This is a genomic window from Janthinobacterium sp. RA13, assembly GCF_000745325.1.
Lineage (GTDB): Bacteria > Pseudomonadota > Gammaproteobacteria > Burkholderiales > Burkholderiaceae_D > Janthinobacterium > Janthinobacterium rivuli.
In genome coordinates this window covers 2,687,013-2,709,453 of the sequence record NZ_JQNP01000001.1, presented here as the reverse complement: position 1 = coordinate 2,709,453, position 22,441 = coordinate 2,687,013, and the positions used below count along the sequence as shown (strand labels likewise).

General features: G+C 62.4%; 19 protein-coding genes. 15 read left to right on the top strand and 4 right to left on the bottom strand.

The annotated features are described in order from the left end of the window. Window positions 1–3 precede the first annotated feature (3 nt). From FG13_RS11990 to FG13_RS11980, 3 genes are read left to right on the top strand one after another with little or no spacing between them, the layout of a single operon-like run. Window positions 4–1,845 carry a dynamin family protein gene (locus FG13_RS11990; RefSeq protein ID WP_081922544.1) on the top strand — a complete coding sequence of 614 codons (1,842 nt, stop codon included), beginning with the start codon at window positions 4–6 and terminating at the stop codon, window positions 1,843–1,845. Between the two features lie 10 nt (window positions 1,846–1,855). After that, window positions 1,856–3,502: a GTPase gene (locus FG13_RS11985; protein WP_035821117.1), complete on the top strand. Its 1,647-nt coding sequence runs from the start codon at window positions 1,856–1,858 to the stop codon at window positions 3,500–3,502. Further along, window positions 3,502–3,765: a YkgJ family cysteine cluster protein gene (locus FG13_RS11980; protein WP_035821115.1), complete on the top strand. Its 264-nt coding sequence runs from the start codon at window positions 3,502–3,504 to the stop codon at window positions 3,763–3,765. The genes FG13_RS11985 and FG13_RS11980 overlap by 1 nt, the downstream gene beginning before the upstream one ends. Window positions 3,766–3,945: 180 nt before the next feature. Here the strand turns inward: FG13_RS11980 and FG13_RS11975 are convergent, their stop codons facing one another. After that, window positions 3,946–5,460 (bottom strand): AMP nucleosidase, encoded by a 1,515-nt coding sequence (locus FG13_RS11975; RefSeq protein WP_034750639.1) that lies wholly within the window; start codon window positions 5,458–5,460, stop codon window positions 3,946–3,948. A 112-nt stretch (window positions 5,461–5,572) separates the two neighbouring features. Between FG13_RS11975 and FG13_RS11970 the strand changes: the two genes are divergently transcribed. The 4 genes from FG13_RS11970 (at window position 5,573) to FG13_RS11955 (ending at window position 8,245) form a co-directional block, all read left to right on the top strand. Then, window positions 5,573–6,208, top strand: coding sequence for a TetR/AcrR family transcriptional regulator (locus tag FG13_RS11970; RefSeq protein WP_051958962.1), 636 nt, complete (start codon window positions 5,573–5,575; stop codon window positions 6,206–6,208). Next, window positions 6,186–6,989 (top strand): type I methionyl aminopeptidase, encoded by an 804-nt coding sequence (map, locus tag FG13_RS11965; protein WP_051958961.1) that lies wholly within the window; start codon window positions 6,186–6,188, stop codon window positions 6,987–6,989. The genes FG13_RS11970 and map overlap by 23 nt, the downstream gene beginning before the upstream one ends. Window positions 6,990–6,991: 2 nt before the next feature. Next, window positions 6,992–7,516 (top strand): hypothetical protein, encoded by a 525-nt coding sequence (locus FG13_RS29000; protein ID WP_051958960.1) that lies wholly within the window; start codon window positions 6,992–6,994, stop codon window positions 7,514–7,516. A 78-nt stretch (window positions 7,517–7,594) separates the two neighbouring features. Beyond that, complete coding sequence (locus tag FG13_RS11955) at window positions 7,595–8,245, top strand: FABP family protein (RefSeq protein ID WP_035821113.1); 651 nt, start codon at window positions 7,595–7,597, stop codon at window positions 8,243–8,245. On the opposite strand, the gene FG13_RS28995 is transcribed toward FG13_RS11955, so the two are convergent. Then, window positions 8,242–10,704 (bottom strand): tetratricopeptide repeat protein, encoded by a 2,463-nt coding sequence (locus FG13_RS28995; RefSeq protein WP_051958956.1) that lies wholly within the window; start codon window positions 10,702–10,704, stop codon window positions 8,242–8,244. The genes FG13_RS11955 and FG13_RS28995 overlap by 4 nt on opposite strands. 80 nt (window positions 10,705–10,784) lie before the next feature. Next, window positions 10,785–11,564, bottom strand: a complete 780-nt coding sequence (locus FG13_RS11940; protein WP_035821107.1) for an AraC family transcriptional regulator — start codon at window positions 11,562–11,564, stop codon at window positions 10,785–10,787. Window positions 11,565–11,665: 101 nt separating this feature from the next. Between FG13_RS11940 and FG13_RS11935 the strand changes: the two genes are divergently transcribed. After that, window positions 11,666–12,556: a DMT family transporter gene (locus FG13_RS11935; RefSeq protein ID WP_035821105.1), complete on the top strand. Its 891-nt coding sequence runs from the start codon at window positions 11,666–11,668 to the stop codon at window positions 12,554–12,556. Window positions 12,557–12,594: 38 nt separating this feature from the next. Further along, a complete protein-coding gene (locus FG13_RS11930) occupies window positions 12,595–13,182 on the top strand; it encodes an O-methyltransferase (RefSeq protein ID WP_035821102.1) in 588 nt (195 codons plus the stop codon). Here the strand turns inward: FG13_RS11930 and FG13_RS11925 are convergent. After that, entirely contained in the window at window positions 13,166–14,068 is a 903-nt protein-coding gene (locus FG13_RS11925; RefSeq protein WP_035821101.1) for a LysR family transcriptional regulator, read from the bottom strand. The genes FG13_RS11930 and FG13_RS11925 overlap by 17 nt on opposite strands. 85 nt (window positions 14,069–14,153) lie before the next feature. Here FG13_RS11925 and FG13_RS11920 point away from each other — a divergent pair, with 85 nt between their 5' ends. The 6 genes from FG13_RS11920 to FG13_RS11895 all read left to right on the top strand — a co-directional run bounded on the left by FG13_RS11920 (window position 14,154) and on the right by FG13_RS11895 (window position 22,398). Continuing rightward, window positions 14,154–15,146, top strand: a complete 993-nt coding sequence (locus FG13_RS11920; RefSeq protein ID WP_152598753.1) for an aldo/keto reductase — start codon at window positions 14,154–14,156, stop codon at window positions 15,144–15,146. 95 nt (window positions 15,147–15,241) lie between these two features. Next, on the top strand, window positions 15,242–16,210 hold the full coding sequence (locus FG13_RS11915; RefSeq protein WP_035827967.1) for an IS1595 family transposase: 969 nt from the start codon (window positions 15,242–15,244) through the stop codon (window positions 16,208–16,210). Window positions 16,211–16,337: 127 nt separating this feature from the next. Beyond that, a complete protein-coding gene (locus FG13_RS11910; RefSeq protein WP_200880276.1) occupies window positions 16,338–17,162 on the top strand; it encodes a CheR family methyltransferase in 825 nt (274 codons plus the stop codon). Window position 17,163: 1 nt separating this feature from the next. Then, complete coding sequence (locus FG13_RS11905; RefSeq protein WP_035821099.1) at window positions 17,164–17,772, top strand: chemotaxis protein CheB; 609 nt, start codon at window positions 17,164–17,166, stop codon at window positions 17,770–17,772. Window positions 17,773–17,878: 106 nt separating this feature from the next. Further along, entirely contained in the window at window positions 17,879–19,003 is a 1,125-nt protein-coding gene (locus tag FG13_RS11900; protein ID WP_051959603.1) for a hybrid sensor histidine kinase/response regulator, read from the top strand. Then, on the top strand, window positions 19,000–22,398 hold the full coding sequence (locus tag FG13_RS11895) for a hybrid sensor histidine kinase/response regulator (protein WP_035821097.1): 3,399 nt from the start codon (window positions 19,000–19,002) through the stop codon (window positions 22,396–22,398). The genes FG13_RS11900 and FG13_RS11895 overlap by 4 nt, the downstream gene beginning before the upstream one ends. Window positions 22,399–22,441: the final 43 nt, after the last annotated feature.

Below are 22,441 nucleotides of genomic sequence, written 5' to 3'. Positions count from 1 at the left end.
CAAATGTCTAAAACGGCAGTAAAAACTTCCCGTAATCGTCGGCAACTGATTGACTCCTTCGATAGCTTGAAACATAGTTTTGATGGTTCTTTGCAACATGCGCGGGACGTGGAGGCGGCATTCGAAGCAGTACGTCGTGATTTTATTACGCGCATCTCCCGCGATTTGCATGCCACTCGCAAGCGCTTGCCGGAAAACAATCCCGTTCGCGAAGAAGTGATGGCGTTTATTGACCTGATGGAACGTACCAGTGTCGCGTGGGATGCCAAGGTAGCGGGACGTGAAAAAGGAATTGCCTTTCGCGCCCACTTTGAAGATTCCCTATTGGTGTTTGTTAATGGCAAGGTCAAGTCGGGAAAAAGCTCGCTGGGCAATTACATGGCGTGGGGCGACACCGATCCTTCGGATGAACAGAAGGATCTCGTAGCAGATACGCTAAAACCACGCTTTTTTTCGCACGCGAAATCCGATGTCGCTGGAGGTGACGGTGAGAAAGAAGCTGAATTGCGTCGCGAGTTCCGTGTAGGCGCCACCGAAGCCACCAGTTCCATTCAGGGTTTCTCATTGCCGGGACTGACGTGGGTCGACTCGCCTGGCATGCATTCGCTCAATATACAGAACGAGCAGCTGGCCCGTGATTATGTGGAACATGCGGATCTCATTCTCTATACGATCAAGTCAGATTCCCCTGGACGTGAAAGCGATCTCGTTGAAATTGCCCATTTGTTGGGCAAGGGGAAAAGAATACTGTTGCTGTTGACTGGTAGTGACGACATGGAGGAGGAACTCGGCGACGATGGTGAATCCCTGGTCCAGACGTGGGTCATGAAGGACGAGGATCGACGGATGCGCCAGCGTACTTATGTACGTGATGCCTTGGAAAAAAACTACCCCGGGCAGTCACTCGAGGACGTTGGCATCATTTCCTTTTCCGCCCGCTATGCGCAATTGCATGCCGACGATGCGGATGCCTACAAAGACAGCGGCATGGGTGATGTGTGCGGGGCGCTGTCGGATCTTTGCCTGTCGGAAGGCTTGCGCATCAAGCAGCGTACCCCGCTGAACAATCTCTCGAACTTCCTGCAAAGTTGCAGCGACGACCTGCAACCTTACCAGGCCTTGATTGACGGATTTCGGCAACCGCTTACAGATCTGAAGGCGAAGTCGTCGAATAGCCTGAATGTCTGCATTCAGCAGGGACAAAGTGCGCTTACCGTCTTTATCGACGATTTTTTTGAGACGGGGGCCAGAGCGCGTGATGACGCCGCTGACATGAGGCGGCAGCTAGCCGCTTTCCAGGCGGCGCTCAATGTCCGCTACCAGGAAATTGCAGCTGAGCAGCTTGGCCGGATATTCAGCGAAGTCTTGAGTGGCTTCGATGAAGCAGTGCATGCCACGTATAGCAACAGTGAGCTGGTGCGCTTGCATGATTTTGAGCTTGAAACAGCCACTGAAAAGGTCGCCAAGGTGCGCAGCGGCACACGCAAGCGCAATACCTTGATTGGTACGGCCTTAGGTGGTCTGACAGGCTTTCTTCTCGGTGGTCCCGCCGGCGCGGCAATTGGCGCCAGCCTGGCCGGTGGGGTGGGCGGAGCGATGGGTGACAGTGCCAGTACGCAATATGACGAAATCGTCATTACTGTCGGTGATAATTGGCTGGACATTCGCCACAAGGCGCTGGCAAGCGCAAACCAGGCATTGCAGGAATGTATGCGCACCAGTGCCGCACGCCTATGGCATTTGATGGATCGCGATGTGGAGCAAATTCTCGCTGGATTGACCGGCGAAATTGCTACGTTCGACAAGCAAGTGCAGAAACTGCTGCATCAAACCAAAATGAATTGAAAGAGCGAATATGGTAATCAATACACAGCAATTATTATCGGCCTACGAGGATGCGCAAGCTTTTGTCAATGATCAGGGTGAGCTGCTGGAAAAGTTTGGCCCGATTGCACATATATTCGAAGAGAAAAAGAAAAAAGCCGATGCCGTGATCATGATTTATGGCGTTTACAATGCCGGCAAGAGCACCTTGATCAATGCCTTGCTTGGCAAGGAAGTGGCGGCTACCGATGATGTACCTTTGACTGATCGCGTATCGGCCTATCCGTGGCGTACATATGACATTCTCGATACGCCTGGTGTCGACGCGCCGATTGAACACGAGAATGTGACGCGGGAACACATGCTCAAGGCTGATGTCGTTATTTTTGTCGTTGATCCACTAGGTACTGCGGAAGAGTTAAAAACCTTGCAGGTGTTGATGGATCTGGTGCAGGAGGGAAAACAGGTTTTCCTGGTCTTCAATGAAAAGAAACCATTGCCAGAGAATGATTACATCCGTCTGAAGGATCAGACACGCCTGCGCCTGCAGGAACTGGCTGCCGCGCGTTGCCTCGTCGATGTATTGAAAGACATTCCGATGGTCAAGATCAATGCCAAGAGGGCATTGCAAGGCTATTTGAACGAGCAGCCCAAACTGGTGGAGTTGAGTGGTTTGCCCATGCTTGAAAAGCAGTTGATTGCTTTCCTGCAGAATATCTCGTCCGATGAAATCTACGGGCGCCTGAAGCTGCAATTGAGCCAGTTTTTGCAAGAATATGTGCAATTGCTGCAAGGCCGCGCGCAATCGGGCGCAGGTAGAAAGTATGATAAGTTGCTACGCAATGTAGGTCTGGAGAAGTCGCGGCTGGCACACAGCATGGCACGTGAATTGAGCCGCCAGCGCCAAAGAATCCATGACAAGAGCAAAGCTTGCATTCGTACTTCGCCAGACGATTGCCAGACGCAGATCGAGAAGATGATGATGCAGGCTGCGGAGGATGTTTGTACAACATTGACGTATGAAGTGCAGGCTTTTGTTGCCACGATCGAAAATGAAATTGATGAAGTGCAATCGGCATTGCCACACCTGGTACTTGCGCAGCAGACGGTGAAATTGCCCGACATAGACGCTGCTGGCGGAGGGCCGGAATACGATGCAATGGCGTCGGCCAGTAGCTTTGACAGCGCTGCGCTGAAGGGCGCCGTGCATCAGATTGGCTCGCTGGCCAAGCCAGAACATATCGTTAGCGGCTTGAAGCTGGTGAAGGACGTAATGCCGACCCTGATGAAGGGAATCGGCGCCAAGACCATGGAGAAATGGGCCGCGCAGCTGACTTCAAAATGGATACCCTACGTCGGCATTGTGTACACCGTAGGGGAAACGTTGTACAGCCTGTTTTCGAAGGACCCCGAGGAAGAGAGTTTGCGTAAGCAGCATGCTGAACAGCAGCAGTCCAACGAGCGTGCGATACAGCAAATAGACGACTTTGCGCTGGAGCTGGCGGATGGTTTCGAAATGTCCATGCGCGAAGCGATGACAAAGGAAGTAGAAAAATTTTTTACCAATATCGCCGCACAGGTTGAAATGCTGCGTCATGGCTTCAATGAAACCGAGCAAGCCAATAGCCAGCGTCTTGGACAATTGCTGGCAATTCAGCAACAGGTATCGGATGCCTGATGCCTTCTTCTAATCGGCAAGCGTTTCCTTGTAGCGGCTGTGGAAAGTGCTGTAGCCGTGTGCATCAGAGCGCCGAAACAGCGTGGCTGGACCGGGGGGATGGGGTATGCCGCAACTATGATGAGGCTGGCAAGCAGTGTTTGATCTATGCTGATCGGCCTCTTGTCTGCCGCGTCGAGGAGTATTACCTCCAACATTTATCGACGCAATTTACATGGGGCGAATTCGTCAAAATCAATCTTGATATTTGCGCCGCGCTTTAATGTGCGCAGACGGCCGTCGGACTGCCATGACGTGGCAGGAAGACGGATGGACCGGCGGAGACATTAGCAGTCGATTCTCTTCGGTATCGTACCTGTCTTAGACAGTTAACGTGCACTGGCTTCCGCCCTTGATCGTTGTTCTGCAAGCCGCCGCTTTTTGCGGCGGCTTGCTATTTCTTCCTATTGAAACGCCACTTCCGCAAAGCTGCGCAATTTGCGGCTGTGCAGCCGGTCCACGCCCTGGCGGCGCAGCAGTTCCACGGCGCGGATGCCGATGCGCAGGTGCTGGTCGACCCGTTCGCGGTAGAAGTGGTTGGCCATGCCGGGCAGCTTGATTTCGCCGTGCAGCGGCTTGTCGCTCACGCACAGCAAGGTGCCGTAGGGGACGCGGAAACGGAAGCCGTTGGCGGCAATCGTCGCGCTTTCCATGTCCAGCGCGATGGCGCGGCTCTGGCTGAAACGGCGCTCCGGCGTGCGCTGCGGCAGCAGTTCCCAGTTGCGGTTGTCGGTGCTGGCCACGGTCCCCGTGCGCATGATGTGTTTTAAGTCATGGCCAGTCAACTGGGTGATTTCCGCCACGGCCGTTTGCAGCGCCTGCTGGATTTCCGCCAGCGGCGGGATCGGCACCCACAGCGGCAAGTCTTCGTCGAGTACGTGGTCTTCGCGCACATACGCATGCGCCAGCACGTAGTCGCCCAGGCTTTGGGTGGTGCGCAGGCCGGCGCAATGACCGAGCATCAGCCAGGCGTGCGGGCGCAGCACGGCGATATGGTCGGTGATGGTTTTTGCATTGGCGGGACCGACGCCGATATTGACCATGGTGATGCCGCTGCCGTCCGCGCGCAGCAAATGGTAGGCGGGCATCTGCGGCAGGCGCGGCGGCGCGGCGCCCAGCGCATCCTCGCTTTCCACCGTCTGGCCGACCCGGCGCGTGACGACGTTGCCCGGTTCGACAAAGGCGATGTAGCCGTCGTCGTCCGAGGGCGCGGCGGCGTCGGGCGCGCGGTCCATCATGGCGTGGCCCAGGCGGATGAATTCGTCGATGTAGAACTGGTAGTTGGTGAACAGGACGAAGTTCTGGAAATGCTGCGGCGACGTGCCGCTGTAATGGCGCAGGCGCTGCAGTGAATAATCGACGCGCGGGCCCGTGAACAGCGACAGCGGCTGCGCTTCGCCATGCGCCGGTTCGTGCGTGCCGTTGGCGATGCCGTCGTCCATGGCCGACAGGTCGGGCAGGTCGAACAGGTCGCGCATGGCCAGGCGGCGGCCCGCATCCATATTGCCTTCGATATGGTCATGCTCGGCGAACGAGAAATGCACGGGAATGGGCTGGGCGCTGACGCCCACTTCCAGGTGCACCTTCTGGCCGCTGTTATGGTTTTTCAGCAGCAGGGTGAATTGGTCGAGGTAGTAATCGCCGAACAGGTCGGGGCGCGTCAGGGTGGTTTCAAACACGCCGGGGCCGGCGACAAAACCGTAGGCCAGCGGCGAGTCGGCGCGCGCCACGGTGTCGGTCTGGATGCGCACGAAGGGGTAGCAGGCGCGCACGCGCTCGTGCATGTCTTCGCCGGCGACAAAGCGCTGCAGCGCATCGCGCAAGTGTTCGATGCTGCTGCGGTAAATGGCTTGCACTTGTTCCAACGCCAGGCGTGGATCGTCGAAGCGGGAGGAGGCGATGAAGGGGGGCGTAAGCAAGCGGATTCTCCTTGTAGCGGTTCGTGCATACCATTGTAAGGCAGCGGGGCAACTCTTGTCGGCGCATCTGGGGCCGCTTGACGGATTCAAATAGAATCTGTATTCTATTTGAATGGTCAGACTCGCAAAATTCAACGAAAACAACTTCATCGACAGCGCGATCGCCGTCGCCGCCCAGTGCGGCGTGGGCGCCGTGTCGATGGCCGCCATCGCCGTCAAGGCCGGTGCCCCCATCGGCTCCGTGTATCACCGCTTCGATTCGCGCAACGCCATCCTGGCGCGCGCGTGGCTGCGCGTGAAAAGCGACTTCCGCGAGGAAGTGGCCAGCCGCTGGCTCGGTGGCGACACCTGGGCCGGCGTGCATGGCTTGCTGGACTGGTGCCGGCGCAAGCCCGTGTATGCGCGCTTCCTGCTGCAATGCGCGGACAGCCCTGATTTCAGCAGTGGTCTCAGCGAGGAATTGCTGGCCGCCGTGGAAGAAGAGCAGGCCGCGCTCGATGCCTGCTTTGTCCGCTGTGCCGAAGCCATGCCCGCCACCACGGAACTGGACCTCGACCACATGCTGCTCAAATTCGTCCTGATCGATGCCCCCGTGGCTGTCGTCAAGCCTTACCTGACCCAGGAGCGGCCGATACCGGCCAGCGTCGACGCCATGCTGCGTGCCTCGCACGACGCCGTGCGCGGCTGGGCCGCCCACACCACACACACTAACCAAGAAGAAAACCATGCGCTATTCCACCCAGCTTGAACACGGCAAGAAAATCCCCCTGCACGACGAAGAAGGTTTCATCGGCATGCGCGCGGCCGGCCGTATCGCCGCCGACACGCTCGACTACATCGCGCCTTTCGTGAAACCGGGCGTCTCGACGGCCAAACTCGACGCCCTGTGCGAAGAATTCATGCGCGCCGCCGGCGCCATTCCGGGCACCATCGACTACCACGGCTACAAGCACGCCAGCTGCATCTCCGTCAATCACGTGGTCACGCACGGCATCCCGTCCGAGACCAAGATCCTCAAAGTGGGCGACATCCTCAACATCGACGTGACGCCGAAGTTCCAGGGCTGGTTCGGCGACACCAGCCGCACCTTCAAGGTGGGCGCCGTCTCCATCCTGGCCAACCGCCTCGTCAACACGGCGTATGACGCCATGATGGCCGGCATCCACACCGTGCGTCCGGGCGCGACCCTGGGTGACGTGGGCGCCGCCATCGAAGCGGTGGCCAAGGCGCAGGGCTTTTCCTCCGTGCGCGACTTCTGCGGCCATGGCGTGGGCCAGGTCTTCCACGACACGCCGCAAGTGCTGCATTACGGCCGCGCCGGCACGGGCATCGTGCTGGAGCCGGGCATGATTTTTACCATCGAGCCGATGCTCAACGTGGGCAGCTACCAGGTCAAGGTCTTGCCCGACAAATGGACGACGGTGACGAAGGACCGTTCGCTGTCGGCGCAGTTCGAGCACTCGCTGGCCGTGACGGACACGGGTTTTGAAATCTTCACTCTGACCGGTTCGACCGAGCCGCTGGTGTAAGCATGGATGAGGCGCGCCGGCAGCAGCTCACCGATATCGTCGCCGCGAAAGCCGGCGTGGATGTCGCTTGCGCGGCGCGCCACCTGGCGCTGCATGACGACGACGTGGCGGCCGCCCTGCGCGGCATCGACGCCGAACGCTACACGCTGACGCAGCGCCTGCTGAACAAATACGGGCGCGATCCGGAAGACGCGCTGCAGCACGTGGCGTTGGCCGTGCTGCAGCAGGAAGACATCCGCAGCGACAGCGTATTGCGCCTTGATCGCATCGCGGCCCTGGCGCCGCCCGTCGCCGGCATGGTGCTGCTGGCCGAGTGGCTGGCCTATGTGGACTGGGAAGGTTTTGACAGCGCCCTGTACGCGAATATCGACGCGGTGGCGGCGATCATCGCCGGTGCATTGGACCTGCCCGAGGTGGCTGCCAACCTGCTGCAAACGCGCGATGAAGCCGTGTTCGAAACGCAGCGCCCCGCGCTGGCCGCTGCGGCCCTGCTGTTCATTGAGCGCCACACTACGCAGTTTCCCTGACGGCTGGCGCTTTGCCGCCGGCGGGCGCGCGTCTTACAATGGCGGCAAGCACTGTTGCCCCATTTTGAAGACTTCCGCATGAGCGATTTTCCCGAAGATATCTACACCGAGCCGTCCGCCGACGTGCACACCCTGAACAACCTGGGCCCCTTGACCGGCATGGCCGGCATCTGGACGGGCACGCGCGGCCTGGACGTCAAGCCGAAGGCGGACGGCCCGCGCAAGCAGGCCTTCGTCGAGCGCATCGAACTGCAGCCGATCGACCCCGTCACCAACGGCCCGCAGCTGTTCTACGGCTTGCGCTACTACATCCACATCACCAAGCCGGATCAGGTCAAGACGTATCATGAACAGGTGGGTTACTGGCTGTGGGAGCCGGCCACGGGCGCCGTGATCCAGACGCTGGCCATCCCGCGCGGCCAGATCGCCATGGCATCCGGCACGACGACGGCGGACGCCAGCAGTTTCGAACTGGTGGCCAAGCGCGATTCGACGGCCTACGGCATCTGCTCGAACCCCTTCCTCGAACACGCGTTCACCACCGTCGAATACCGCATCAAGGTCGATATTCACGCCGATGGCACGTGGGGCTACGACGAGGACACGGTCATGCTGATCCGCGGCAAGGACGAACCGTTCCACCACACGGACCGCAACCTGCTGACGAAAATCGGCGAGCCGACGCCGAATCCGATGGCGCTGCAGGCGCTGGCGGCCGCTGCCGCTTAAGGCTGTCCCTGGGCGACCGCCTTGATCGCGCGTTCCTCGCCCATGGCGGCCGCGATCTTCCAGCGCTGCATGGCGCTGGCGCGGTCGGGGCGTTTCAGTCCCGCCCCTTCCCAGTCCATCAGTCCCAGGTTGTAGATGTCGCCCGCGCTGCCCTTGTCGGCGGCGAGGGTGAACCATTTGCGCGCTTCCTTGTGGTTGACGGGGATCTGGTAGCCGCGCACGTGGTACAGGCCCAATAAGTGCATGGCTTGCGCATTGCCCTTGCCGGCCGCCTGTTTCAGCAGGTCGAGGCCGCGCGCCATGTTGCGCGGTTCCTGCCAGCCTTCGGCCAGCATCACGCCTTTCGCCGTCAGCGCATAGCTGTCGTTCTTCACGAGTCCCTTGCCGATCAGCGGCTTGGCGGCTACCTGGCGCGCTGCGCGCTGCTGCGCCGTTGGCGCCGTGACGGGGCCGGGTTTGCCTTCGCCCATCAGCAGCATCCAGCCATACAGGCCATACGCACCGGCGTCGCCCTTGCCGACCAGGTTCTCCAGCATGGCCAGCGCCTGCACCTTGTCGCCATTTTCATACAGCTTGACGGCTTTGGCGCTGCTCGCATCTTGCGGCACGACGGCTGGCGCATGGGGCGCGACGGGCGCCGACGCGATGGCCGCTTGCGGCGGCGCGGACACCGGGCGCACGCGCACGGGCAAGCCATAACTGGCGGCCAGCACGGCCAGGCTGGCGGGCGCGAGGATCAGCACGTGCGCCAGCTGGTTGCGGCGGCCCTTGCCGGCGATGCCCATGGCCCGTTCGGCTTGCTGCTCGCCGCCCAGTGCTTCGCTCAGTACGGCTTTCACCTTGCGGTTGAACAGCCAGTAGCCGGCGCCCGTGACGAGCAAGCCGGCGACGGCGGCGGCACCGCGTCCCGCGAAAAACCAGGTGGCGATGGCGGCGGCCAGGGCGGCCAGCGCGCTTTTCCACCAGAATTGCTTGGCCAGCCGCGTGTAGACCTGGCGCAAGGCGCCCAGCACGCAGGTGCGCACATTGTTGGCATAGTCGGCGGAGACGACGTCGACGTGCGCGTGGTCGGTTACTCCGCTGAGCACCGATTCAATCACGTCCGCATTCAGTTCCGAGGCGGCCACGTCGCGCAGCGGCGTCAGCAAACCCTGCACGTGGGCCGAGAACAGGCCGTCGTCGGCGCTGCCGGCCAGCGCATCGCTGAGCGCCTTGAGGTCGCCGCGCAGCAGCTTTTCCACGATGTCGTCCAGGGTCAGCCAGCGCAAGTCCGTGCCGTACGCCACCAGGTGGTGCTTTTCGGCGTTGCACGATGCGTCGAGGCGCACGATGCGCAGCTTGGCCGCATACAGGGCGTCGACTTCCTGCGGCTGGTCTTCATTGTAAATGCTCACTTTCGCCAGGCCCAGGCTGCTGGCAATGGCGGCCAGTGAGTGCACGCTCTCCTTGTCGCGGATGCGGCGCGCGTCGTCGGGCGCCTGCTTGGGCAGGCTGACGCTGTAGCCGGGCGCCACGTGCACGTCGACCCAGGCCGCCTTGCCCACCTTGCCGGAACCGTCGCACGGGTTGCAGCGCAAGTCGCCCACGCCGCTGCAGGTGCGGCAAGTCACCTTGCCGCTGGCGCGGCAGGTGCCGCAATTGATGCTGCCGGAACCGTGGCAGGTGTTGCAGCTGACCTTGCCGAAGCTGCAATGGTAGCAATTACGGTATTCGGTGCGGTACTGGGGCCGCGTTTCGCTGTGGTAGCTGGTGTGCGAGCTGCCGTTGCTGTAAGTGGTAGTGGGCACTTGCACCGTGATGTAGTCGGTGACTTGCTCGGACACCGTGCCGCTGCCGCTGCAATACGAGCACGACACCTTGCCGCTGCCGTAGCAGCCATACGCGTCGCAGCTGACGGTGCGCCCGCCGTGGCAGCTCCAGCACGTTTCCGTCGTCGCGCCATAACAGGTGTGGCAGCCGATGCGGCCTTTGCCGGTGCAGTTGCTGCAGGTATCGAGGTGCCAGTACTTGACGGCGTGCGGCAGATAGACGCCCGCTTCGATGCCGTTGTAGGCCTGGGCTGCCTGGCGCAAAACATTGTCGAGCTTGCCCGCCGCGCGGCGCAGTCTTTCCTTTTCCTGCGCGTGAGCGAGCGCTCCCACCTCGTGGGAGCCACAGTGGCAGTCATTGCCCGCCGGCGTGAAATAGCCATTGATGACGCGCTGTTCGAAGCGCGCTTCGAGCGCGTAGTTTGCTTGCAGGGAAAACTCCTGCAGTACGTCTTCTTCGTCCAGCGGCGTGATGTCGTGCGGCTCGAAACGCGTCTTGTCCTGCACCAGGGTGCGCAGCTTGCCCAGCACCGTGGGTATCTCTTCCTTGTCGAGCCGGAGGGGTGCTGGCGCCGTCACGACCGTCTCCGTCACCTGCGGCGCATCCTCGCTGCCTGGGGTTTCATGGGTCGTCTCGGTGCTGGGGTTCATGCGCGTCCTTTTGCTCTCTGGAAAGATGTTTGAATTTTAGCATCCCCATATGACAAACCATGACAAAGCGGATCCGCTTTTCAGCGCAGGCCGCGGCGGAACTGGTCGGGCGTGCCGCCGCTCTGGCGGCGAAACATGGCGATGAAGGCCGAGGCCGTGCTGTAGCCCAGTTCCAGCGCGATCGCCTGCACGGTGTCTCCCTGTTCCAGCAGGGGCAGGGCGGCCAGGAAGCGCTGGCGCTGGCGCCATTCGCCGAACGGCATGCCCAGTTCGCGCTGGCAGCGGCGCGCCAGGGTGCGCTCGGTCACGTGCAGCTGCGCGGCCCACTCCGCCAGTGAGCGGTTACTGCCCGGCTCCGCCTGCAGGGCGGCCAGCAGCGCCGCGATGACGGGCTCGTCGCTGCCGGGCAGGTAGTTGCGGCTGCACGGCGCCAGTTGCAGCTGGTCGACCAGCACCTGCGCCAGGCGCTGGTCGGCTTCGGTGGCGGGCGTGGTGACGTTTCTTTCTGCAAAGTCGCCGAGTATGGCTTTGAGCAAGGGACTCAATACCAGCGCGCACGGCTGGGCCGGCAGTTGCGCGCACAGGCTGGCGTCGATGTAGGCCGAGTGAAACACGACATCCTGGCGGATATAGCCGTCATGCAAGGTCTCGGGCGGTATCCACACGGCGTACTGGGGCGGCGACAGGTAGCGCTGGCCCGCCACCATGATTTCCATCACGCCCGTGGAGCAATACGTGAGCTGGCCCCACGGATGGCTCTGGTAATCGAACTGCTGGTGCGCGTGGTAATCGTCGAGACGGAAATATACGGGATAGGGCAGGGCGTCGGAAACGGCGGGGAAATGCTGGTTGCTGGCCATGGTGTCTTTGTCCTGTTCTTCGCATCGTTTGTCCGGTATTCATTATATCCATGGAATCAGACCATGCGAAAATGGCGGTATTGAATACTGGAGTACGCCGCATGCAAGTGAAACACTATCTGTTGCCCGTGATCGCCGTGCTGATCTGGGCCATCAATACCATCGTCAGCAAGATGGCCGTGGGCGTGATCGATCCGGCCGCCATCTCGTTCTACCGCTGGCTGCTGGCCGGCGTGCTGCTGGCGCTGGTGTTCGCCCGTCCCGTATGGAAGCAGCGGGCCGTGGTGAAACCCTACCTTGGCAAACTGTTTGTACTGGGCATGCTGGGCATGGTCATGTACCAGTGCCTCGCCTACATCGCCGCGCAAACGACGACGGCGACCAATATGGGCATTTTGGCGTCGATGATGCCGCTGCTGGCCGTGGGCCTGTCCGTGTTGCTGCTGGGCGAGGCGCCCACCGTGGGTGGCGTGTTTGGCGGCCTCGTGTCGCTGCTGGGACTGGCCTACTTGCTCAGCCATGGCGATCCGGCCGCCCTGCTCGCCCATGGCGCGGCCGTGGGTGACGCCCTGATGCTGCTGGCGTGCCTGTCGTATGCGGGCTATGGCGTGTTGCTCAAGCGCTGGAAAATTCCCCTGAATAACTGGCATTCCTTGCTGATCCAGGTCTGGTGCGCCGTGCCCGTGCTGTTCGTGTATTACCTGAGCCAGTCTGCGCCGCCCGTCACCAGCGCCGGCTTGCCGTTGGTGCTGTTTGCCGGCATTCCCGCCTCCATCCTTGCGCCGTTTTTGTGGATGCACGGCCTGGCCAAGCTGGGACCGAGCCGCGCCACGACCTTGATGAATCTGCTGCCCGTGTTCACGGTGATCATCGCCATGCTGTTCCTCGGTGAAACCCTGCACAGCTACGATGTGATCGGCGGCGGCGTGACCCTGCTGGGCGTGGTGATGGTGCAGTACCTGAAACGTCCGTTGCGCCGCGCCAGCGCCTAGTTTTTTTGTTATGCTGGTGTTTTGCACAAGGAGGCGCCATGCCAAGCATCGATACTCTGTTGAGCGAACTGGAAGCATTCGGCAACACCAATGACGCGGCGCATGCGGAGCGGACCAGCCGCATGCTCAACATCACGCGTGACACGGGCGAATTGCTGGCCGTGATGGTGCATGCGCGCGGCGCGCGGCGGGTGCTGGAAATCGGCACGTCGAACGGCTATTCCACCCTGTGGCTGGCGCGCGCCGTGCAGGCGCTGGGCGGCAAGGTGGTGACGGTGGAAAAGGCGCAGGACAAGTTCGACATGGCGCATGCCAACTTTGTGCGCGCGCAATTGCAAGGCGTGATCGGCCAGCTGCTGGCGGACGCGGGCGACGTGCTGCGCGATGCGGCGGACGGCGCCTACGATTTCATCTTCCTCGATTCCGCGCGCCAGCAATACGCGCAGTGGTGGCCGCAGCTGGACCGCGCGCTGGCGGCCGGCGGCGTGCTGGTGGTTGACAACGCCAGTTCGCACTACGCGGACATGGCGGAGTTTCTTGAGGCCATCCGCGCCGACAGCCGCTACACGACGTGCCTGGCCACCGTCGGCAAGGGCGAATTCATCGCCGTCAAGGCCGGCAACTGATGTTCAGATGTTCTTGCGCCAGTTGGCGCAACAGGGGCAGGGACGCATGGCCGGCATCGGCTTGCCAGGCCAGGCCGATGCCGGCCGCCAATTCCTCGCCCTCCGCCAATTTTCGGTAGGCCACGCCGTCCAGGCGCAGCGCGCGGAAGGAGTCGGCCAGCAGGGCCATGCCCTTGCCGGCCGCCACGTCGCCGAGCAGCACATGGTGATCGGGCGCTTCACGCAGGAAATGCGGCGCGAAGCCATGCCGGCGAAACACTTGCTGACAATGGTCGAAGAAGGCGGGCTGGCGCGCCCGTTCGAACCAGTAGACGGATTCCATCGAAATGTCGGCCAGGCTGAGCTTGCGCTTTTTCGCCAGCCGGTGGCCGGCGGGCAGGGCCAGCATCATGGGCTGGCGCGCCAGCGGCTGCACGGCCAGTTCGAACGTGGTGCTGGGCAAGGCAAGCAGGGCCGCATCGAGCTGGCCCTTGCGCACGCTAGCCACCAGGCGCGGCGATGGTGCCGCCGTCAATTCCAGACGGACATTGCCCAGCTGCCCCTCCAGCGCCGCCAGCAGCGGGCGGAACAGGCCGGCCGCCACGGAGCTCGTCAGACCCAGGCGCAGGCGCGCGGGGGCAGCATCGCGCTGCAGTGACGCTTGCGCCGTCTCCAGCAAATCGAGGATGTGCAGCGCCTGCGGCAGCAGCGTGCGTCCCGCTTGCGTCAAGGCCACGCCCTGCGTGTCGCGCTCGAACAGGCGCGCGCCCAGCTTGTCTTCCAGCCCTTTGATGGCGCGCGACAAGGGCGGCTGGGTCATGTGCAATTGCTCCGCCGCCTGGCGGAAATTCAGGCAGCGGGCGACGGCGCAAAACAGGGTCAATGCGTGGGTATCGAGGGCTCTCATACCATAAAGGTATCACGAAATCGGGCATTCCCTTGCCAGACGGCGCGGTCCAGACTGGCCGCATTGACATTGAGGGGAGATCAACATGCAACTGCAACAACGACGGATCGGCAATAGCGGCTTGACCAGCTCGGCATTGGGCCTGGGCTGCATGGGCATGTCGGAGTTCTATGGCGCCACGGACGAGGCGCAATCCCTGGACACCCTGGACGCGGCGCTGGCGGCCGGCGTGACCCTGTTCGACACGGCCGACGCCTACGGTTTCGGCCACAACGAGCAATTGCTGGGACGCTTCCTGGCGCGCCACCGGGGCCAGGCGCTGGTCGCCACCAAGTGCGGCCTGGCGCGCGAGGCGGGCAGTTATGCGCGCCGCGTCGACAATTCCCCCGCCTACATCCGCCAGGCGTGCGAAGCGTCGCTGAGGCGCCTGGGCGTGGAGAGCATCGACCTGTTTTACCTGCACCGCCTGAACCTCGACACGCCACTGGAAGCGTCGATGGGCGCGCTGGCGCAACTGCGGCAAGAGGGCAAGATCCGCGCCGTGGGCTTGTGCGAAGTGAGCGCCGCCACCTTGCGGCGCGCGGCGGCCATCTGCCCCGTGGCGGCCGTGCAGAGCGAATACTCGCTGTGGACGCGCGAACCGGAGCAGGGCGTGTTGGCCGTCTGCCGCGACGTGGGCGCGAGTTTCTTTGCCTACAGTCCGCTGGGGCGCGGTTTCCTGGCGGGCGCCATCGCCGATGCGGCCAGTCTGGACGCGGGCGACTTTCGCCAGTTCAATCCCCGCTTCGCGGCCGATAACCTGGCGCGCAACCAGGCCATCGTCGCCCAAGTCAGGGACATGGCGCGCGCAAAAGGCTGCACGCCGGCCCAACTGGCGCTGGCCTGGCTGCTGGCGCAAGGCGATGATGTCATTCCCATCCCCGGCACCAAGCGCATCGCGTATTTGCACGACAACCTCGGCGCGCTGGCCGTGCGGCTGGACGGGGCGGAACTGGCGGCGATGAACGCCGCCTTTCCCTTGGGTATGGCGGCGGGCGCGCGCTATACGGACGAAGGCATGAAGGGCGTCGATGCCTGAAAAAAAGGCTCTGTCATCGATAAATAGGGGATCTGCCTGAATTTTTCCTTGGCTGTGCTGTCTGACTCTGCATACCCGCCATGCAGGAGCCGATCATGCAGCCAGCCGAATGGATACGCTTTATCGCGCAGTTTGCGCAGTTGAACCGACGCCAGCGACAGGCAGGAATAGCCTTGCTGTGTGGCAATGGGCCACACGATGTGACCGTCACGCTGCTTGAAAACGCTACGCAAGCACGCCTGGGCTGTCCCGCCTGCCAATCGTGTCACCTGCACCGGCATGGCCATGCGCACGGCCTGCAGCGCTACCGCTGTGTATCCTGTGGGCGCACATTCAATGCCTTGACGGGCACGTCGCTGGCGCACTTGCGCCATAAATCGCTGTGGCTCGACTATGCGGATTGCCTGCTTGATTCCAGGTCGGTACGCCAGGCCGCTCAGCAGTTGGGACTGCACCGCAACACCACGTTTCGCTGGCGACACCGTTTTCTCAGCGTAGCAAAGACGGATCGGCCGCATTGTCTGCATGGCATTGCCGAGGCCGATGAACTCTACGTGCTGGAATCAGAAAAGGGATCCAGGCAGATGACGCGTCCGGCGCGCCGCCGTGGCGGCCATGCCCATCAGCGCGGCATTTCCAATGAACAGGTTTGCATCCTGGTGGCGCGCGACCGTACGGGCCAGACCCTCGATTTCGTCACGGGCAAAGGGGCGTTGACGAAGGCACAGCTGCATCATTCGCTGCTACCCGTTATCGACAAGGACGTGCTGCTGGTGACCGACGGTCATGCCGCCTATCAGGCTTTTGCGAGGGAAGCGGGCATCAGCCACCAAGCAGTCAACTTGTGCGTTGGCATCCGTGTGCGAGGGGCCGCCCACGTACAGAACGTCAATGCCTATCACAGCCGCTTGCGCGAATGGATACGGCCCTTTCACGGCGTGGCGACGCGCTACCTGCCGAACTACCTGGGCTGGCGCTGGATACTCGACGCCAGGCGCATCCGTTCATCGGAAACGTTATTGAAAGCAACGTTGGGCGAATTCCCACACTTGACGGTGACATAGCCGAAAAAAACGCGCGAGTGTACGCCAGCGTACCTAACTGGCACTTTCTCTGCGGGATAATTGCCGGTGATCTGCTAGCATTTGGCAGGTTGTACCGTGTTCAACGGTCAGGTATCCGATGAGGTGGATGTTGTTAGATGACGATATTTTCGATATAGAACTGAAGTTATTGCTTGAGGGAATACTGCTGCGCTATCAGCACGATTTCCGTGATTATTCCGTGGCGTCGCTGCGCCGGCGCATGCGCCAGGCCATGGAGCGCTTCGGCTGCGCCAGCCTGTCGCAATTGCAGGACCGCATCTTGCACGAGCCGGCCATGTTCGCGCAGATGCTGCAGTTTTTCACTGTGCAAGTGAGCGAGATGTTCCGCGATCCCGCCTATTTTCGCGCCTTGCGCGAAAAAGTCGTGCCCATCCTGCATACCTATCCTTCCATCAAGATCTGGGTGGCCGGCTGCAGCAGCGGGGAAGAGGTATGGTCGCTGGCCATCTTGCTGGAAGAGGAAGGCTTGCTTGAGCGCAGCATGATTTACGCGACGGACATCAACGTGGAAGCGCTGGCCGCCGCCGAAGCGGGCATTTATCCGATCGAGCGCATCGCCCAGTTCAGCGAGAATTACCAGCTGGCGGGCGGCAAGCGTTCGCTGTCCGACTATTACACGGCGGCCTACAAGGGCGCCATCTTTGAGCGGCGCTTGCGGCGCCAGTTCGTCTTCGCCGACCACAGTCTGGCGACGGACAGCGTGTTTTCGGAGGTGCACATGGTTTCCTGCCGTAACGTCATGATTTACTTCAATAAAGACTTGCAAGACCGCAGCCTGGGCCTGTTCCACGAAGCACTGGTGAACCGGGGTTTCCTGGGGCTGGGCATGAAGGAAAGCCTGCATTTCAGCCGCCATGCGGCCAGCTTCAACGAGCTGAGTCCGGCTGAACGCATCTTCCAGCGTGCCTGACATGCTGCCAAGCTGCGACGTGGCGCCACCGCCCGCTGGCCTGCGCCTGATCGCCATCGGCGCCTCGGCCGGCGGCGTGGAAGCGCTGGGCATCGTGCTGCGTGCCTTGCCCGCTACCTGCCGCGCCACCGTGGTGGTGGTGCTGCACCTGGCGCCTGGCCGCTCGAGCCAGTTGCCGCATCTGTATGCGGAACGTTGCCAGTTGCCCTTGCGCGAGGCGCAGGACAAGGAGCCGCTGCAAGCCGGCACCGTGTATTTCGCCCCGCCCGATTACCACCTGCAAGTGGAACCCGATGGCTGTTTTTCCCTGTCGCAGGAAGCGCCCGTGTATTTTTCGCGCCCGTCCATCGACGTCCTGCTGGAAACGGCGGCCCTGGCCTATCGGCGCGCCATGCTGGCCATCATCCTGACGGGCGCCTCGGCCGATGGCGCGGCGGGCCTGGCGCGCGTGCGGCAACTGGGTGGCAGTGCCTGGGTGCAAGACCCGCAACGGGCCAGTTGTGGCATCATGCCGGCGGCCGCGCTCAAGCGGGCCGGTGCCGACCGCGTGCTCGATTTGCCGCAGATGGCTGCCAGCCTGGCATTGCTCGGCGATGGCGAACACAAGTGAATGGAAATAGTGCAGTGCGTGTAATATATGTGAGAATTGAAACAATGTTTATGTCCATATCGAAACACGATGGCATCTTGCCGTTGCGATGCCTGAAGATGACCCCGTGACAGCACCTATCCATATCCTCGTCGTTGACGACATCGCGCAAAACCTGGTCGCCGCCGAAGCCGTGCTGGCACGGCCCGGTATTGTCATCCTGAAGGCAAGCTCGGGCGCGCAAGCGCTGGAATTGCTGTTGACGCATGAAGTGGCGCTGGCCCTGATCGACGTGCAAATGCCGCAGATGGATGGCTTCGAACTGGCCGAGCTGATACGCGGCAGCGAGCGCACGCGCAGCATTCCCCTGATTTTCCTTACGGCCGCGTCGCGCGAACCGAGCTACAGTTTCCGTGGCTACGAGGCGGGCGCCGTCGATTTTCTGTACAAGCCCATCGACGTGAAAGCCTTGCAAAGCAAGGTGGCCGTGCTGGTCCAGTTGTACCAGCAAAAACGCGAATTGTCGGCCCAGCTCGACGAGCTCAAGCATGCATTGCACCTGAATGAACTGTTCACGGCCGTGCTGGGCCACGACTTGCGCACGCCCTTGTCGGTGGTGATGAATGGCGCCATGCTGTTGCCGATGATGAGCGACCACCCGAAGGTGGTCGTCACGGCGCAGCGCATCGAAAGCAGCGCCAAGCGCATGGCGCGCATGGTCGACCAGTTGCTGGACCTGGCGCGCATCCGCTCCGGCACGATGGAGTTGCGCAGCAGCACGCACGACTACCTGGCGCTGGCGCGCGCCATCGTCGACGAGTTCGAGACGGCTGGCCAGGCCGCCCTTGTCGAGGTCAGCAGCGTGGGCGAGCTGCACGGGCTCTGCGATGCTGGCCTGCTGTCGCAAGTCATCTCAAATCTGTTAAACAATGCCCTCACGCATGGCGAGCCGGGCGCGCCGGTGCAACTGGCCCTGGACGGACGCGACGCGGACAGCATTCAATTGCGCATCGCCAATCGCGGCGTCATCCCCGCCGCCTTGCTGCCGACCCTGTTCGAACCGTTCCAGCAGGCGGGCGAGAAGCGCAAGAAGGGGCAGGGCCTGGGACTTGGCCTGTACACGGTCAACATGTTCGTCAAGGCCCACGGTGGCACGGTCGAGCTTACTTCGACGGCTGCGCAGGGCACGCTGGCGACCGTGCGTATCCCGCGCCAGTGCCAGGTGCGCGTGCAAGCGGGACTGTCCACATGAGCGCGCCAGCCTGGCCGCGCGGCGGCGGCAGCATGGGAGAACTGGTGCGCCAGCGCGACTGGTCCGCTACCAGCCTGGGCCCGCTCGATGGCTGGCCCGCCCATTTGCGCACCAGCGTCGACATCGTGCTCCATTCGCCGATGGCGATGGTGCTGATGTGGGGCCCGCAGCACGTGATGATTTACAACGACGACTACATCCACATCGCCGGGGCGCGCCATCCGGCGGCGCTGGGCGATACGGTGCCGGCCGTCTGGCCCGAAATCTGGGACTGGAACGCGCGCATCCTCGACGCGGGGTTGCGCGGCGAGACGCAGGTGCACCGCGAATGCTGTTTGCCGCTGTTGCGCGACGGCCAGCGCGCGGACGTCTGTTTCGACCTGTTTTATACGCCCGTGCATGGCGCCGACGGCCAGATCGATGGCGTGCTGTGCACGGCGCTGGAATTGACGGCGCGCATGGAAGAGGGGCGCCAGCTGAAGCTGGCCACGGCCGAGCTGGGCAAACTCAACACGACCTTGCAGGCCGAGGGCGAGGCCGTGCGCGCGGCCAACCGCCGCCTGGGCGAGGAGCGCGCGCTGCTGCGCGCCCTGTTCCAGCAGGCACCCAGCTTCATGGCTCTGCTGCGCGGGCCGCGGCACGTGTTCGAACTGGCGAATGAGCATTATCTGCGCCTCGTGGGGCACCGCGATTTGCTGGGCAAGACAGTCGAAGTGGCCTTGCCCGAAGTCAAGGCGCAAGGTTTCATCGAACTGCTCGACCAGGTCTACCGCACGGGCGAACCTTACGAGGGGCGCCAGGTCAAAGTGGATTTGCAGACGGCGGATGGGCAGACGGGGCAGCGCCAGATCGATTTCGTCTACCAGCCCATCAAGGATGACGAGGGCGCGGTCACGGGTATCCTCGTCGAAGGCATCGACGTCACCGAGCGCATGGAAGGCGAGGAACGCTTGCGCCTGGCCCAGCAGGCCGGTGGCATCGGAACCTTCGAATGGTTCCCCGAGACGGGCGCGATGCTGGTGTCGCCCACCTTCCGCCGCCTGTGGGGCATTGCCGACGAGGAAGAAGTGACGGAACGCCTGCTGGTGAGCCTGGTCGATGCGCGCGACCAGCAAAAGGTCGGGCCCAGCAAGCTTGCTGTGGCGCCCAATCCCCTCGAATACGTGGAATACCGCATCCGCCGCCCTGCCGATGGCGCGCTGCGCTGGATCGCGCGCCAGGGCGAGGTGGTGGCCGGCCGCGTGCCCGGCCAGCGCCGCTACGTGGGCGTGTCGTTCGACGTGACGGAGCGGCGCCAGATCGAGGATGAACTGAACGCCAGCCAGGAGCGCATGGCCGCCATTTTCGGCCAGGCGTCGGTGGGCTTGTCCGAGCTGGGCCTCGACGGCAGTTTTCAGCGCGTTAACGGCGCCCTGTGCTGCATGCTGGGCCGTTCCGCCGAAGAACTGCTGAGCCTGAACATGAATGACATCATGCATCCGGCGGACGTGCCTGGCAACAGCGTGCTGTTCCAGCGCTTGGTGGAAACGGGCGAGTCGTTCTCGCTGGAAAAGCGCTACCTGAAACCCGATGGTTCGCAAGTGTGGGTGTCGAGCAATGTCAGCCGCCTGGTCGATGAGCAGGGTCATACGCGTTCCTTGATCGCCGTCAAGACGGACATCACGGACCGGCGCCGCGTGGAAAAAGCGCTGCATGAATTGAACGAAACGCTCGAACACCGGGTCGAACAGGAAGTCAACGAGCGCACCAAGGCGGAAGACGCCTTGCGCCAGGCGCAAAAGATGGAAGCCGTGGGGCAGCTGACAGGGGGGATCGCGCACGACTTTAATAATGTGCTGCAAATCATTTCCGGTAATTTGCATTTGTTGCATCATCTGGCGGGCACGGATGGCTTGATGCGCCAGCGCCTGGACACGGCGATCGCCGCCGTCGAGCGGGGCGCCAAATTGTCGTCGCATTTGCTGGCGTTTGCGCGGCGCCAGCCCTTGAAACCCGTCGTGGCCGACCTGGCGCGCGTGGTGCGCAACATGGATGCCTTGTTGCGGCGCGCCTTGGGCGAAGCGATCGACATCGTGCTGGTGGGCGGCGGCGGACTGTGGAATACCCTGGTCGACCGCAGCCAGATCGAGAACGTCATCCTCAACCTGGCCATCAATGCGCGCGACGCCATGGATGGCGCGGGCAAGCTGACCATCGAGCTGGGCAATGTCGTGCTCGATGAACAGTATGTGCACAACCTGGTCGACGTACCGGCCGGCCAGTACGTGATGCTGTCAGTGACGGACACGGGCCGCGGCATGAGCGGCGCCGTCCTGCAGCGCGCGTTCGAGCCGTTTTTCACGACGAAGCCGGAAGGCGCGGGAACGGGCCTGGGTTTGTCGATGGCGTATGGCTTCGTCACGCAAAGCCGCGGCCATATCCGCATTTACAGTGAACCTGGCGTGGGCACGGGAGTCAAAATCTATTTGCCCCGTTCCCTGATGGCGGAAGCGGACGAGGAACTGGAATTGAGCGGCGTCGTCACGGGTGGCACGGAAACGGTGCTGGTGGTGGAAGACGACGTCGGTGTGCGCACCACCGTGGTCGACATGCTCGGTGCGCTGGGCTACAAGGTGCTCAAGGCCGAGGATGGCGAAAGCGCGCTGGCCGTGCTGCACAGCGGCGCGCAGATCGATTTGCTGTTTACGGACGTGATCATGCCCGGTCCCGTCAGCAGCACGGAGATGGCGCTGCAGGCGCGCCAATTGCAGCCCGATATCGCCGTGCTGTTTACGTCGGGCTACGCGCAGGATGTCATCGTGCACGAAGGCAGGCTCGACGCAGGAGTGGAATTGCTTAGCAAACCCTACCGGCGCGAAGAGCTGGCACGCAAGCTGCGCCATGTGCTGGCCAATCGCCAGCAGCAAATGCGTGCGCGCCAGTTTGAGCGGTCCGGCGCGCCGGTGGCCGGCATTCAGGCGGACGGCAGCACGGCGTCCAGCGTGCTGGGCGGTGGCACGCCGGGGCTGGACTTGACGGGCCATGCGCCAACACCGCAGGGTGACATGCCGACATCGATGAAAATACTCGTGGTGGAAGACAATCTCGATTCCCAGCTGATGGTGTGCGAACTGGTGGGCATGCTGGGCCACACGGTCAGCGGCGTGTCCGATGGCGAAGCGGCGTGGGAATTGCTCAACGAGCAAGACTTCGATATCCTGTTTACGGATGTCAGCCTGCCCGGCATGTCCGGCATCGCGCTGGCGCGCATGGTGCTGCGCGACAAACCGGACATGCGCATCATCTTTTCCACTGGCTATGGCAAGGAATCGATGGATGAGCTGGGCTTTTCCGCCAGCGTCTTGCGCAAGCCTTATGATTTGATGGAGTTGCAAGCGGCACTCGACCAACCCTGACGGGCACGCGCCGGCATGGCTTGCCCGTCTCACCCGCAGAGGT

Bases quoted from the DNA above. Each gene is read 5' to 3' on its own strand.
- FG13_RS11990 (WP_081922544.1), top strand. From the start codon at position 4: ATGTCTAAAACGGCAGTAAAAACTTCCCGTAATCGTCGGCAACTGATT.
- FG13_RS11985 (WP_035821117.1), top strand. From the start codon at position 1,856: ATGGTAATCAATACACAGCAATTATTATCGGCCTACGAGGATGCGCAA.
- FG13_RS11980 (WP_035821115.1), top strand. From the start codon at position 3,502: ATGCCTTCTTCTAATCGGCAAGCGTTTCCTTGTAGCGGCTGTGGAAAG.
- FG13_RS11970 (WP_051958962.1), top strand. From the start codon at position 5,573: ATGGTCAGACTCGCAAAATTCAACGAAAACAACTTCATCGACAGCGCG.
- map (WP_051958961.1), top strand. From the start codon at position 6,186: ATGCGCTATTCCACCCAGCTTGAACACGGCAAGAAAATCCCCCTGCAC.
- FG13_RS29000 (WP_051958960.1), top strand. From the start codon at position 6,992: ATGGATGAGGCGCGCCGGCAGCAGCTCACCGATATCGTCGCCGCGAAA.
- FG13_RS11955 (WP_035821113.1), top strand. From the start codon at position 7,595: ATGAGCGATTTTCCCGAAGATATCTACACCGAGCCGTCCGCCGACGTG.
- FG13_RS28995 (WP_051958956.1), bottom strand. From the start codon at position 10,704: ATGAACCCCAGCACCGAGACGACCCATGAAACCCCAGGCAGCGAGGAT.
- FG13_RS11940 (WP_035821107.1), bottom strand. From the start codon at position 11,564: ATGGCCAGCAACCAGCATTTCCCCGCCGTTTCCGACGCCCTGCCCTAT.
- FG13_RS11935 (WP_035821105.1), top strand. From the start codon at position 11,666: ATGCAAGTGAAACACTATCTGTTGCCCGTGATCGCCGTGCTGATCTGG.
- FG13_RS11930 (WP_035821102.1), top strand. From the start codon at position 12,595: ATGCCAAGCATCGATACTCTGTTGAGCGAACTGGAAGCATTCGGCAAC.
- FG13_RS11925 (WP_035821101.1), bottom strand. From the start codon at position 14,068: ATGAGAGCCCTCGATACCCACGCATTGACCCTGTTTTGCGCCGTCGCC.
- FG13_RS11920 (WP_152598753.1), top strand. From the start codon at position 14,154: ATGCAACTGCAACAACGACGGATCGGCAATAGCGGCTTGACCAGCTCG.
- FG13_RS11915 (WP_035827967.1), top strand. From the start codon at position 15,242: ATGCAGCCAGCCGAATGGATACGCTTTATCGCGCAGTTTGCGCAGTTG.
- FG13_RS11910 (WP_200880276.1), top strand. From the start codon at position 16,338: ATGTTGTTAGATGACGATATTTTCGATATAGAACTGAAGTTATTGCTT.
- FG13_RS11905 (WP_035821099.1), top strand. From the start codon at position 17,164: ATGCTGCCAAGCTGCGACGTGGCGCCACCGCCCGCTGGCCTGCGCCTG.
- FG13_RS11895 (WP_035821097.1), top strand. From the start codon at position 19,000: ATGAGCGCGCCAGCCTGGCCGCGCGGCGGCGGCAGCATGGGAGAACTG.